The 13,103-nt window shown below is 69.4% G+C and carries 11 protein-coding genes; 2 read left to right on the forward strand and 9 right to left on the reverse strand.

The genetic code is table 11. The features are described 5' to 3' along the window. The first annotated feature begins 32 nt into the window (after positions 1-32). Positions 33-1,172 carry an ROK family protein gene (locus tag AC1DCT_RS07825; RefSeq protein ID WP_477428451.1) on the forward strand — a complete coding sequence of 380 codons (1,140 nt, stop codon included), beginning with the start codon at positions 33-35 and terminating at the stop codon, positions 1,170-1,172. Positions 1,173-1,274: 102 nt separating this feature from the next. On the opposite strand, the gene AC1DCT_RS07830 is transcribed toward AC1DCT_RS07825, so the two are convergent. The 7 genes from AC1DCT_RS07830 to AC1DCT_RS07860 form a co-directional block, all read right to left on the reverse strand. Then, a complete protein-coding gene (locus tag AC1DCT_RS07830; protein ID WP_440734058.1) occupies positions 1,275-3,320 on the reverse strand; it encodes a hypothetical protein in 2,046 nt (681 codons plus the stop codon). Positions 3,321-3,417: 97 nt separating this feature from the next. Next, the gene (locus tag AC1DCT_RS07835; RefSeq protein ID WP_440734098.1) at positions 3,418-4,392 is read right to left on the reverse strand and encodes a hydroxyacid dehydrogenase; all 975 of its coding nucleotides are present in this window, start codon (positions 4,390-4,392) and stop codon (positions 3,418-3,420) included. A 29-nt stretch (positions 4,393-4,421) separates the two neighbouring features. Continuing rightward, entirely contained in the window at positions 4,422-5,294 is an 873-nt protein-coding gene (locus tag AC1DCT_RS07840) for a carbohydrate ABC transporter permease (protein ID WP_477428396.1), read from the reverse strand. After that, the gene (locus AC1DCT_RS07845) at positions 5,291-6,247 is read right to left on the reverse strand and encodes a carbohydrate ABC transporter permease (protein ID WP_477428397.1); all 957 of its coding nucleotides are present in this window, start codon (positions 6,245-6,247) and stop codon (positions 5,291-5,293) included. Before AC1DCT_RS07845 ends, AC1DCT_RS07840 begins: the two co-directional genes overlap by 4 nt. Before the next feature lie 81 nt (positions 6,248-6,328). Further along, complete coding sequence (locus AC1DCT_RS07850; protein ID WP_477428399.1) at positions 6,329-7,627, reverse strand: ABC transporter substrate-binding protein; 1,299 nt, start codon at positions 7,625-7,627, stop codon at positions 6,329-6,331. A gap of 92 nt (positions 7,628-7,719) precedes the next feature. After that, positions 7,720-8,817 carry a LacI family DNA-binding transcriptional regulator gene (locus AC1DCT_RS07855; protein ID WP_440734062.1) on the reverse strand — a complete coding sequence of 366 codons (1,098 nt, stop codon included), beginning with the start codon at positions 8,815-8,817 and terminating at the stop codon, positions 7,720-7,722. Between the two features lie 131 nt (positions 8,818-8,948). Continuing rightward, positions 8,949-10,001, reverse strand: coding sequence for an alpha/beta hydrolase (locus tag AC1DCT_RS07860; RefSeq protein ID WP_477428401.1), 1,053 nt, complete (start codon positions 9,999-10,001; stop codon positions 8,949-8,951). 90 nt (positions 10,002-10,091) lie between these two features. On the opposite strand from AC1DCT_RS07860, the gene AC1DCT_RS07865 reads away from it, so the two are divergent. Continuing rightward, positions 10,092-10,526: a hypothetical protein gene (locus AC1DCT_RS07865; RefSeq protein WP_477428403.1), complete on the forward strand. Its 435-nt coding sequence runs from the start codon at positions 10,092-10,094 to the stop codon at positions 10,524-10,526. Positions 10,527-10,608: 82 nt separating this feature from the next. Here AC1DCT_RS07865 and AC1DCT_RS07870 read toward each other — a convergent pair whose 3' ends face one another. Both AC1DCT_RS07870 and AC1DCT_RS07875 read right to left on the reverse strand, forming a co-directional pair. Further along, complete coding sequence (locus AC1DCT_RS07870; RefSeq protein ID WP_477428405.1) at positions 10,609-11,982, reverse strand: FAD-dependent oxidoreductase; 1,374 nt, start codon at positions 11,980-11,982, stop codon at positions 10,609-10,611. Positions 11,983-12,007: 25 nt separating this feature from the next. Then, positions 12,008-13,069, reverse strand: coding sequence for a polyprenyl synthetase family protein (locus AC1DCT_RS07875; RefSeq protein ID WP_477428407.1), 1,062 nt, complete (start codon positions 13,067-13,069; stop codon positions 12,008-12,010). Positions 13,070-13,103 lie beyond the last annotated feature (34 nt).

The following is a 13,103-nucleotide window of genomic DNA, read 5'->3' on the forward strand; positions in this document are numbered from 1 at the left end:
TGACTGAAATAAGTTAGAATGAAGTCGTGACGATGCACACACGAGCGGGCAGCAAGCGTCTGATCCGCGAGATCAACGAAGCGCTGATCCTCGATCTCGTGCGCGCGGAGGAGCCGGTCGCACGATCCGTGATCGCCACGCAGACCGGTCTCAGCGCCGCGACCGTGACCGGCATCACCGGACGTCTGATCGAGGCTGGGCTGCTCATCGAGTCGGAGACGCAGCCCAGTACCGGGGGCCGACCCGCGCGTCTGCTCTCCCTGGGGTCCAACACGATCTTCGCGGTCGGGCTGCGGATCTCGCGAGACAGCGTGCACGCCGCACTGGTCGACCTCCGCGGGCACGTCGTCGCGGATCGCACGGTTCCGCTGCCCTCCCCCGGGCCTGAGGAGGTCGCCGCCGGCTGCGCGTCCGCCGTCGCCGCTGTCGCACGCGCCGCGACCGGACGCGTGCTCGGGGTCGGTGCCGCGATCTCGGGCATCGTCGATCGCGACGCCGGCGTGGTCCGGCATTCCGGGGCGCTCGGCTGGGAGGACGTGCCCTTCGCCGCGATCCTGGCGGCGCTCGTCGATGTCCCCGTCGTCGTCGACAACTATGTCAACAGCTACACGCGAGAGCTGTTGTCCGCGGAGAAGGAGCTGGCCGATCGTGAGCTCCTCGTCTGCAGCATCGGCGTGAGCCTCGGCTCCGCCCTGGTGTCGGGCGGCCGGATCCACCGCGGACGCGACGGCACGGCGGGCAGCATCGCGCACGTGCGGCTCGTCATCGATCCGGCGAGTTCCCGGCCGTGTCACTGCGGTGCGACCGACTGTCTGGAGGCCTGGGCCTCCCGGTGGGGGCTGGAGCAGGAGGCCGCCCGGCAGGGTCTGACGTGGGACCTGCTGGCGCTCGGCCGGGGGGCAGGCGCGGGCATCATCGACGCGGCGAGCGCGCAGCTGGCTCTCGGCATCGCCTCCGCGGCGAAGTCGTTCGGTGCCGACACGGTGATCCTCGCGGAGACCGGCGAGTACGCTCTCCCTGACCTGGTCCGGTCGACCGCCGAGCAGCTCCGCGCCGAGTACCTGCATGAGCCCTACCCCGCCCCTCGGATCCATCGCCAGGAGGTGGACGACACGGCAGTAGCCAAGGGAGCTGCCTCCCAGGTGTTGGACACCTTGTTCACGATCCACTGACTCCACTGCTCTTCGAGGAACTTCCCTGCGAGACCGACCCGCGAGGACGGGCTCTGCCAGGCATGTTGCGGGGCGACGCCGGCGGCATCGCCCCGCCGTACATCAGCCCTGCCGATGATCGTCGACCGACACCAGCGTGCGCCCGCGGAGCGTGTAGATCACGCCGTCCTCGTCGACGTTGAGGTGGGGGCCGCTGTACCAGCCTCCGTTGATGTCCGCGACGACGACGGTCACCGCGAAGGTGCGCGGGTCGATCCGGAACAGGGTCGTGTCGGACACTCCGTAGACCGCTCCCCTCGCTTCCTTGAGGGCGGCGAATCCGGGGCAGATCGCACTCTGATCCGACGTGTGCACGATGGTCCGGGTCGGACGGTCGATCACGAACAGTGCGCCCTTGATCGTGAGCGCGAACAGGTAGCGGCCCTTGGTCTCCAGCGCCGCGATGCCGTTCGCCGCGCCGGTCTCCAGTCGCCAGAGTTCGGCGCGCGCCATCGGATCCCACGCGACGATCGTGCCGCGCGGTCCCGTCTTCTGGGCGTTGTCGCCGCCAAGGTAGGCGACCCCGTCGACAGTGGCGACCGCGCGCACGAGCTGGACGGCGTCGATCGGATTGACGTCGACCGTGCTGGCCCCGGTCGCCAGGTTGTAGGTCCAGATCGAGCCGCCGCCCTCGGTGTCATCCTGCGCAGCCACGAGCAGCAGGCCGTGTGTCGCATCCCAGTCGGTGTCCAGAGGACGATTCTGCGCCGACGGGCCTGTGGCCACCCGGTGGATGGGTGCCCCGGTGCGCGGATCGTACGACCAGATCCCCTGGCCGCTGTACTGGCCGACGTAAAGCACGCCGTCCACGACGTCGCCGTCCTTGGACTCACCGGGGATGCGCAGGTTCTCGACCGTGCCCGCGGACAGATCGTGCCGCGCGACGCCGCCGTTGCCGCCCACGTAGGCGAAGCCTGCCCCGACCGCGATGCCCATGCAGGTCTGCGCACTCGCCGGGGCCCCGGCCTCGCCGAGGTCGGTCGCCGCCACGAGCGCACCCGAGGCGGCGATCTCTGCGACGAAGCCATAGCCGGACACGGCGACGAGGTCGTCGCCCTGCGCATCCAGGCCCCAGATCTCGCCGAGATCCAGCGATCCGAGGTCGAGCTGGGACAGAGCACCGGTCGACGGCGTCCAGGCGATGACACCGGTCTCGTTGGCGCAGTACACCTGATCGCCGATCGTGGTGAAGCATTTCGCGGTCTTGCCGATCGAGGCGACCAGAGCCGTGACCGAATGGTCGGCGAGCGAGATCGTGGCGAGCTTGGTCGGGTCCGCCGCCCCCGCGGTCGACGCGAGCAGCCGGTCGCCGGAGATGGCGAGGTCGCGCATGCTGGGGTCGCCGATCATCGCCGCGGGCGTGATGTCGGAGAACGTCCGCTGCGCACGGTCGTATGCGTACAGCGCCGCCCTGCTCGCGCTGCCGCCACCGCCCAGGCTGCTGCCGGCGCCGAAGTACACGAACGCGTCGGTGGCGGCGACGGCCCGGGCGAGCGTCGCGGTCGGCGCGGGCACGCCCAGGTTCGTCACGGTGCCGCTCGCCGGGTCGAACTGCCACAGCGCCGGGGCGCCGGCCGAGCCTCCGCCCACGGCGAAGAGGGTCCCGTCCGGGGCCACGGCGAGGTCGCGCACGTCCCGGTCGCCGATCCGCCCGATCGCCTCGGCCGGGGCGTCCAGCGCCGACAGGCTCCAGCGGTACAGGTTGGGCTGCGGGCCCGTCGACTTCTGCAGCACGCCGGCGTACAGGATCCCCCGGTGCTCGTCCAGCGCGAGAGCCTGGATGCTGTAGCCGGTGCCGAGCGTAGTGGAGTGCGCCACCTTGCCGGTCGCGTGGTCCAGGGCGATGATGCCCGCGGGCTCCAGGTTGCGCGAGCCGATGTAGGTCACGCCTCCCGCGGTCACGCCGCTCATCAGCGAATACTGCACGATGCCGGGACCGATCTCGGTGATCCGGGTCGCCGGACGGCCGGCGAACACGCCGGTGGTAGCGCGGGCGTTCGGTGCGGTGCACGCGACCGTCGCGGCGGCGAGGACGCCGCCGAGTCCGGCCATGAGCACGGTGCGGCGGGTGAGGATGCGGGGCGTGGCCCCCTGGGGTGTGATGGTCATCTTCCAAACTCCTTCGTCTTTCGATGCGCTCGGCTTTGAGCAGGGTCCGCGATGCACGCCGCGCGGCCGGCGTCGGATCCGCCTCGATGTCACGACGTCATGCGGTGATCTCCAGATGCTCCGATGCGACGCCGTGGACGATCGGTTCGTCCCGCGCCAGCCGGCGCACCTCTTCGCACACCGTCTCCGCGAGGCGCCCGAGCTCAGCGCCCAGCGATCCGGCCGCGTGCGGGGTGACCAGCACACGATCGGAACTGAGCAGTGGGTGCCTTGTCGGGAGAACCTCGGGGGTCGTCACGTCGAGAATGGCGTACAGGTCGCCGGCCTGGATTCGAGCGGCGAGCGCGTCCTGATCGACCAACTCGCCGCGCGCGGTGTTGATGAGGGTCGCGTCACGCCGCATCAGCCCGATGCGGCGGGCGTCGATGAGATTCAGGGTCGAGGGGAGCGACGGTGCGTGCACCGAGACGACGTCGCTGGTGGCCAGCAGCTCGTCCAGTTCCACGGCGCGCACGCCGAGGGCATCGGCATCGCGCTCACTCAGGTACGGATCGTGCACGACGACATCGAGGTCGTACGCGCGCAGCAGCTCGATGACGAGGCGCCCGATCTTCGATGCGCCGACGATGCCGACGCGCTTGCCGTAGTTGCCGAGCCCCGGGAAGGCCGCTTCGAGGTCGCAGGCCTTCGGATCCCGCCGGTAGCCCGCCGCCATCGGCAGGATCCGCTTGCCAGCGAGCAGAATCATCGCGACGGCGTACTCCGCGACGGGGATCGCGTTGGCGGCGGCCATCGAGCTCACCGCGATCCCGCGGTCGAGGAGCTCCGGGGCGACATACGCCTTGATGCTTCCCGCGGAGTGCAGGACGGCACGCAGATGCGGCGTCGCGTCGAGGACCGCCGGACCGACGAACGGGGACCCCCAGCCGGTCACGAGAACTTCCGCGTCGGCGAGGATCGCCCGCGCCCGCTCCGACTCGAACTCGTCCAACTGCCCAAGGATCTCGGCGATGTCTGCGAGCTCCGCCAGTCGTACCGCCGGGAACACTCGTTCTCTCGCCACGGCGGTCATCGCAAGCGCGACCCGGGGCCGTCCGCGGCTCATTTGACACTCCCGGCCGACAGTCCGGCACGCCAGAACCGCTGCAGCATCAGGAACGCGAGCACGAGGGGAAGTACAGACACGAACGATCCGGCGATCACGAGGGTGGAGAACTCCGGGTTCTGCTGCACCTGGCTCTGCCAGAGCGCGATGCCGACGCTGGAGGGGAACAGATCGCGATTCTGCAGCATGATCAGCGGCAGCATGAAGTTGTTCCAGATGCCGACGAACTGAAACAGCGCGATCGTGACGAATCCGGGCACGAGCATCGGAAATCCGACCTGGAGGAAAGTGCGGAAGGGCCCCGCGCCGTCGACCCGAGCTGCCTCGAGGATCTCGGCCGGCAGGTAGCCGTCGCTGAAGACCCGGGCCAGATAGACCCCGAAAGGATTGCAGAGCACGGGGATGATCACGGCCCAGATCGTGTTGGTCGCGCCGGCCGACGCGGCGAGCAAGTACAGCGGGATGACCGTGGCCGTGTTCGGGATGAGCACTCCGACCAGCACGGTGGCGTACAAGGGCCGCTTGCCGCGGAACTCGAACTTGTCGAATGCGTACCCGGCGAGCACCGAGATGAAGCCGCCGACGACGGCTCCGACACCGGCGTACCCGATGCTGTTGCCGAGCCAGCGCAGAAAGATCCCGCCGTCCTGGGCGAACAGACGCTCCAGGTTGGCCGCAAGGGATCCGCCCCAGGCGAAGGCGTCACCCGAATACAGGCCGGTAGCATCCTTCGTCGCTGCGAAGACGAGCCAGAGCAGTGGCAGCACCATGTACGCGGCGCCGATCATCAGCAGGCCGTTGACCGCGGCCTTCGCCGGGACGGAGCGCCCGCGGGTGCGCCGACGTAGGACAGGCGCGAGAGAGGTCATCGGGTGGGCTCCTTCGACGTGAACCGGGTAACGATCCAGGACAGCACGCCGGCGAGCGCGGCCAGGACGATCGAGGCGGCCGCAGCCTGCGGCAGGTTGTTGCGTGTGAAGGCCGCGTCGTATGCCCACATGTTGGGAACCCAGGTGCTGGTCACCGACGTCGTCGCCGAGGCGAGGATCTTCGGCTCCGTGAAGAGCTGCAGGGATCCGATCACGGTGAACAACAGTGCGACACCGAGCGCCGGCCATACCAGCGGGGTCTTGATCGACAGCGCGGTGCGGATCTCGCCGGCGCCATCCATCCGCGCGGCTTCGAGGACCTCGCGGGGGACGGCCTGGAGCGCGGTGAACAGGATGATCACGTTGTAGCCGGCCCACTCCCAGACGGCGATGTTCACCATCGACGGGATGACCAGATGCACGGAGAGGAAGTCGATGCCGACGCCGCCGGAATCGAGCGCCCGCACGATCGGGCTGACTCCGGGCGTGTAGAGGTAGGCCCAGATCAGGGCGGCGATGACGCCAGGCACCGCGTGCGGCAGGAACAGCAGCAGCTGGAAGGTACGGCGGGCGAAGGCGACCGTGGCGTCCAGCAGTAGTGCGAGCAGCAGCGCCACGCACAGCAGCACGGGAACATAGATCACGCAGTACACGGCGAGGCGGCCGAAGCCTTCCACGAACGTGCGCTCCTGGAACAAGTCCAGGTAGTTGCCGAATCCGACGAACTCGGTCGTGGGCTTGCCGAAGCCCAGTCCGTTACGTCGCTGCACGAACACACTCATCGCCAGCGCGTAGACGACCGGCGCGATCATGGTCACCGCGAACACGGCGAAGAAGGGAATCAGGAAGACCGCGGCGGCCCTGCCCCCGGATCCCGAGATCGATCGACGCGGGCGGGCCGCCCGGGCGTGCTTCACCGGCTCGACCGGGCGGGTGGTGGTCATCGTGGCCATGGGGTGTTCTCCTGTCGGCGGACGGCTGCCGGACCGGATCCGATCCGGCAGCCGTCGCGGGTCACTGCGCTCTGTCGGCGATCACTTCGCGATACTGACGCCGAGCTTGCTCAGCCCGGATACGGTGTCGCTCTGCGTCGTCGCAACGGCGTCGCCGAGGGTCGGGCTGGAGGTCACCGCGTTCTTGAGCGCGGCGCCGGTGATGTCGTAGCTCGGTCCCCACGCCCACGGGCGCAGGCCCTTAGACGACTGGCCGAACACGGCGTAGATGTCGTTGCCGTAGTAAGCGGTCGGCGCCACAGCCTTGGCGACATCGTTCAGACCCGGGTAGGCCAGGTAGGCCGTGCCGACCGCGCCGCGCGCCCTGACCGCCTCGGGCGAGGTGGTGAGCCAGGTCAGGAACGCCGCCGCGGCATCCGCGTTCTTGGAGTTCTTCGTGATGGCGAAGCTCGTCCCGCCGCTCAGCGAGGCGCTGGGCTTGCCGTCCCACGTCGGCGGGACCGCCGCGATCCACTTGCCGGCCTGGCCCGCGCCCTCGGTGCGGGTCTTCAGACCCGACGCACTCCACGAGCCGCCGATCCAGCCGGCGACGGCGCCGCTGCTCAGATCCGCCGTCCATTCGTCGCTGAAGCCGAGCTGCCTCTTCACGAGCCCCTCGTCGATCAGCCGCTGCCAGTAGTCGGCGACTTTCTTGGAGGCGGCGTCGTCGATGCCGACCTTCCACGAGCTCTTGCCGGCGTGGAACCACTCAGATCCTGCCTGCCAGGCGAGCGGAGCCAGCTGCGGTTCATTGGTGAAGAAGCTCGCGAGGTAGGAGTCGGGGTGCACGGCCTTCAGCGCGCGCGCCGCCTTCTCGAAGTCCGCCCACGTCTTGGGCACCTGCACGCCCGCATCGGCGAGGAGGTCCTTCCGGTACCACATGACCATCGGCGGGGCATCGTAGGGCAGCGCGTAGTCGGCGCCGGCGAAGGACACCTGACCGCGGACCTCGGGATCGTAGGCGGTGAGCACCTTGCCTGGGACGAGTCCGTCGATGCTCTTCAACTGGTCTGCGGCAACGAAGCCGGGCAGCGCCTGATACTCGATACCGGCGACGTCGGGGCCGGTCCCCGACGAGATCGCCGCGGACAGTTTCGTATATCCGCCATTGGCTCCGTTCGGGATCTCCTCGAACGTGACCGTGATGTCCTTCTGACTGGCGTTGAACGCGGCAGCTACGTCTTTCATGCCGCTCAGGGATGACCAGAACGTGACGTTCCCCTTGGCAGGACCGTGCGGCGGCGTCACTGCGGGCGCTCCCGATCCGGAGGAACATCCGGCGATCAGGGTGGCGGCGACGACGGCGGCGGCGGCGAACAGGGCGGTTCGGCGCAGGTGCATGATCGGTTCTCCTTCGAATCGGGTCGGGTGCGGGTCGATCTTGACCCGCACCGAACCGTCATTCCAAGGAGAAGACGTTCAAACGAACATTTTCAAACAAGCTCCTGTGGAACGGTGGACTCGCGCACCACCAGCTCCGGCATGAGAACGCTGCGCACGACCGTCCCCGCGTCGCCGCGCGCGCGACGCAGCTGATCGAAGCAGAGGCGCACCCCGGACCGCCCGAGATCGCGCTTCAGCGGCGCCACAGCGGTCAACGGCACCGCAGCGAGCGACGCCACCTCGTCGTCGTAGGCGACGACCGCGATATCCTCCGGAATGCGCAGACCGCGAGCGAGAACGAGCTCGGTGAACGCCATCGAGTCCGCATCGCCCAGCAGCATGACCGCAGTCACCGCGTGCTCGATGCACTGATCCAGGAAGGCACCCAGCCCTGCCACCGCGACGCGTTCGCCGACGAGCGGATCCGAGAGTGCGCCCCGTAGCGCGAAGCCGTCTTCGCCGACCGCGACCATCCCGCGTCGGAACCCCTCGTCGAGACCCGACGCGGTGGCCGACGGGCGGGTGGCCAAAGCAATGCGGCGATGACCCAGCGCCACCAGGTGCCGGATCCCGAGCTCCGCGCCGTAGGCGTGGTCCGAGCGCACCATCGCGAAAAGATCCTGCACGCGATCCTCCGCATCGCGCTCGACGAGGACGATGGGAACCCGCGCATCTCGCAGCACCTGAAGCAGCGACGAATCCGCCTCGAGCGCACCGTGCGGCGTGATGAGCAGACCATCAACGCCGCTCTCCAGCATCCGGCGTGCCTGGCGCAGCTCCTCGTCCGGTGAGTAGTTCGTCGCGCCCACCACCAGCCGGCAGTTCGCCTCGGCCGCCGCTCGACTGGCACCGCGGATGATCTCAGGGAAGTAGTACTCCGTGGTCGGGACGATCATCCCGATCGTCGCGACCGGGCGGGTGCGTCGAGGTCCGTACCCGGCGACGTCCGCGGACTGCTGCTGGGCGACGGCGAGCGATACCGCGCCACCGTGCACCCGCACCAGCAGACCGCGCCGATGCAGATCCTCGACGTCGCGACGCAGCGTCATCGACGTCACGCCGAGCCGTCGCGCGAACCCGGTGTTGACGAGGGATCCGCGCAGCTCCAGCTCGCGCAGGATCGCATCGTGCCGTGCGGCCGCGACCATGACTGCCCCCTCGAACAATGACGAACATTTGCCCACCATGATCCCCGGGCGAGGCCGCCGGGCCAAACCCGCCCACCGCAGTGCCAAGCCCGGACCGGCGGTCGGGGCCCCGCCCACCCGAGGGCTCGGGATCAGTGCGCCGGAGACATGACCTGCGTCCGCGCCGCCGAATCCGCGGCGGCCCATCCGTCGACCCAGTGCCCCAGTCGCGCGTACGCTTCCTCCCGTGCCTCGTGCCGGGACAGGAACACGTCGTGCAGCGCGCCGTCGATGCGCTCGATCGTCACCGAGGGGCCGATCCTCAGCGCGGCGCGGGCGATGTCCTCGACGACCAGCACGCTGTCGGCGCGGGTGAGGTCATCCGACCATGCCGTCGGTACGGCGCTGCGTGCGGACAGCAGCACGCACACGGGAACGTCGATCGCGATCCCCGCGGCGATCGCCGCATGCCCGCCCAGGATCGCGTGCAGCCACCCGGCGTGCACGGCCATCGTCTGCGCCGGCCGCCAGCTGAGATTGACGTCCATCGGATCCGCCGGATCCGCGGCCTCCTGCTGCGCACGCGTGTAGTAGCCCAGGTCGACTTGCGGCGCACGATCGAGCGGGCGGTATTTGGCGCGCAGCCCCACGAGCGGCGTGATCGTCTCCCGCGTGAAGCGCGAGAGCTGGAACTCCAGCCACGGGCTGTTCAGGATCACGGCCGACGCGACGCCGGGGTTCCGCGCGGCCCAGAGGCTCAGGATCAGCCCGCCCGTGGAGTGGCCGAGCAAGACCAGCCGGCGCCCGACCGCGCCGGATCCCTCCTGCATCGCGGCGAGCGCGGCGGCGATGTCCTGGTCGTACTCGACGAGATCACCGATGTAGCCCGGGGTCTGATACTCGCGCAGGCTGCGGCCGTACTTGCGCAGGTCGAGTGCGAAGAACCGTGCGCCGCGACCGGTCCAGAACCGTGCGAGCCGCTTCTGGAAGAAGTAATCCGACCACCCGTGCACGTACAGCACATCGGTGTCGGCGAGCTGCCGACTGTCCCCGAACAGCCGCTGCCAGGCCGTGCGCCGCGGAAGCGCCCGCACCAGCGTCGCGACGACCTCTCCCTCGTCGTCGGATCCGAGCGGCAGCGTGAGCTGCTCGAACTCGTCGCCGAGCACGTCGGGCGTCCACGTGGCGGAGACGGGGTGGCTCATGGATCCAGAGTATCCGCGCCGTTCGGCGGCGCCTCGGAGCACGCCTCCTCTACGCTGGGCCACATCGACGCGCACTGCTCAGGAGGAATCATGATCCGCACTCGACTGCACCGCTCGATCGCCGGCCTCGTGGCGGTCGCCGCCCTCACCACGGGGGCGTTCGCCCTCGCCGGTTGCTCTGGGGACGTCGCGCCCGCCACCAGCACGAGCAGCACCCCCGAGACGAGCGGCAGCGATATGCTGCCTCCGATCATCGTCGACCTCGGCACGGTCGACGGGACCACTGTGAAGGCGCCCGTCGGCAACACCATCGACCTCACCGGCGACGACAAGGACTTCGCGCACTGGACCGCGAACATCGCGGATGCGAAGGTCGTCGCCTTCGTTCCGGGCAAGGACGACGGATCCGCTCAGTTCAATCCCGGACTCGACGCACTGGCCGAGGGCACCACCAAGGTCACGCTGGACAACAGCACCTCGGGCGCCCACGTCACCTTCACCGTCGAGGTGACCGCGAAGAAGTAGCCACCCTCGTCGAGTACCGCGTTTCGTCTCGGTCGCCTACGGCGTCCTCGCTCAACGGCCCCGCGAGGGGACCGGATCCGCGTCACTCCCCGCGGGAGATGCGGACCATGTCCTCGCGCGGCACGACCTTGACGCGCGCGCGCTCCTCCGGGGCGCCGAGCGCGACCTCGTGCTCGTCCAGCCGGTGCCAGCCGTCGAGGTCGGTCCAGCGCACGCCGCGTTCGGCGAGCAGCGCCGGGATCGCCTCTTCGGACGGATCCTCCGGCTGCCACCAGGAACCCTGGTCGTTGATGAGGTGACGCACGGTCTCCATGGCGTCGGACTTGGTGTGCCCGATGAGACCCACGGGACCGCGCTTGATCCAGCCGGTGGCGTAGATGCCGGGCACCCGCTGATTGGAGTCCTTCGCGAGCACCTGGCCCTCGCGGTTGGGGATCACGCCGTGCTTCTTATCGAACGGGACGCCGTCCAGCGGCGAGCCGAAGTATCCGACCGCGCGGTACAGCGCCTGGATCGGCACCTCGCGCATCTCTCCGGTGCCGACCGCGCCGCCCGTGCCGTCCGGTTTCGTGCGCTCGTAGACGAGCGCCGCGACGCGACCGTTCTCGTCGGCCTTGACCTCGACGGGCCGCGCCCAGAAGTGCAGGTGCAGACGGCGCGACGCGGTGCCGCCGGCGTTGTTCACCGAATCGCGCTTGCGCCAGGCCTGCAGCACCCGGTCGATGACCATGACCTGCTTGTTGCTGGCGATCGCGTCGCGGGAGGCGTCGTCGTATTCGAAGTCCTCGTCGTAGACGACCATGTCGACGTCGCGCAGCTCGCCGAGCTCGCGCAGCTCGAGCGGGGTGAACTTCACCTGCGCCGGGCCACGGCGTCCGAACACGTGCACGTCGGTGACGGCGCTCGACTTCATGCCCTCGTAGACGTTCGCCGGCACCTCCGTGACCAGCAGGTCCTCGGCGTGCTTGGCGAGCATGCGCGACACGTCGAGCGCCACGTTGCCGTTGCCGATGACGGCGACCGATGCCGCGTCCAGCGGCCACTCCCGCGGCACGTCGGGGTGCCCGTCGAACCAGCTCACGTAGTCGGCGGCGCCGTAGGATCCGACCGCGTCGATCCCGGGGATGTCCATGCCGGTGTCGCGGCGGGCTCCGGTCGCGAAGATCACCGCGTTGTAGTGCCGCTTCAGGTCCTCGAGCGTGATGTCGGTGCCGAAGTTCACGTTGCCGAACAGGCGGATGTCGCCGCGATCCAGCACGTCGCGCAGGGCCGTGATGATGCCCTTGATGCGCGGATGGTCGGGGGCGACGCCGTAGCGCACCAGGCCGTACGGCGCGGGCAGCTGCTCGAACAGGTCGATCGAGACGTCGAAGCGCCGTTCGGCCTTCAGCAGGAGGTCGGCGGCGTAGATGCCGGCGGGGCCGGCTCCGACGATGGCAAGCCTGAGCTTTGTCATGGTGGTTCCTTTCGGCAGCAGGACGTCAGCTGCTGCGGTCCGCGAGCGACTCCGCGAACCGGGTCAGCGCATCGCGCACGGGGCCCTTGGGCAGCACGGAGAGCTCGTCGATCGCGCCCTGGGTCCAGCTGCGGGCGAGGTCGAGGGTCTTCCGGGTGACGGCGTGGTCGCGCAGGCGCGCGAGGGCGTCATCGAGGATCGCCGGATCCTCGCCCGCGGCGATCCGCTGCACGCCGGCATCGATCTCCGCGGCGAGCGCTGTGGATTCCGGATCCGTCTCGACGCTCAGCAGCAGAGAGGGCATGGTGGGAACGCCCGCACGCAGATCCGTGCCCGGAACCTTGCCGGTGTCCTCGGGCTTCGCCGACAGGTCGATCACATCGTCGAGCAGCTGGAAGGCAACGCCGACCTTCTCGCCGTAGTTGCGCAGCGGCACCTCGTATTCGGCGGGGGCGCCGGAGAAGATGGCACCGGCCTGCGTGGCTGCGGCGATGAGGGATCCGGTCTTGTCGGCGAGCACCTGGATGTAGAACTCGACAGGGTCGTCATTCTCCTGCGGGCCCACCGTCTCATGCATCTGCCCGAGCACGAGACGCTCGAAGGTGTCGGCCTGCAGACGGATCGCGCGGTCGCCGTGGCGCGACATGAGCTGACTCGCCCGGGAGAACAGCAGGTCTCCGGTGAGGATCGCGATGTTGTTGCCCCACACGGTCTGCGCAGCCGGCACACCACGGCGGCGGTCCGCGCCGTCCATGACGTCGTCGTGATAGAGCGAGCCGAGGTGCGTCATCTCCAGGGCCTTGGCGATGTCGATGACCGCGGGCACGTTTCCTGCGCCGAGCTGCGCGGTGAGCAGCGACAGCACGGGGCGCACGCGCTTGCCGCCCGCCTCGTAGAGGTAGCGGCTCGGGGCGTCGGCGATCGAGTCGGCGATGCGCAGGTCGACCGCGAGGCCCTCTTCGACGAGATCGAGACCGGCCTCGACCTCGCGGGCGAGCTTGCGCGCGGCGGGGCCGACGAACACGCGGTCGCTGAAACCGAGACGGCTCGCGAGGCGCGAACCCGTGGCGGCGGGGCTCGAAGTCACGTCGTCCAGCCTACCTGGGCGCGCACCGTACCCG

The organism is Microbacterium sp. 10L49 (assembly GCF_056395125.1).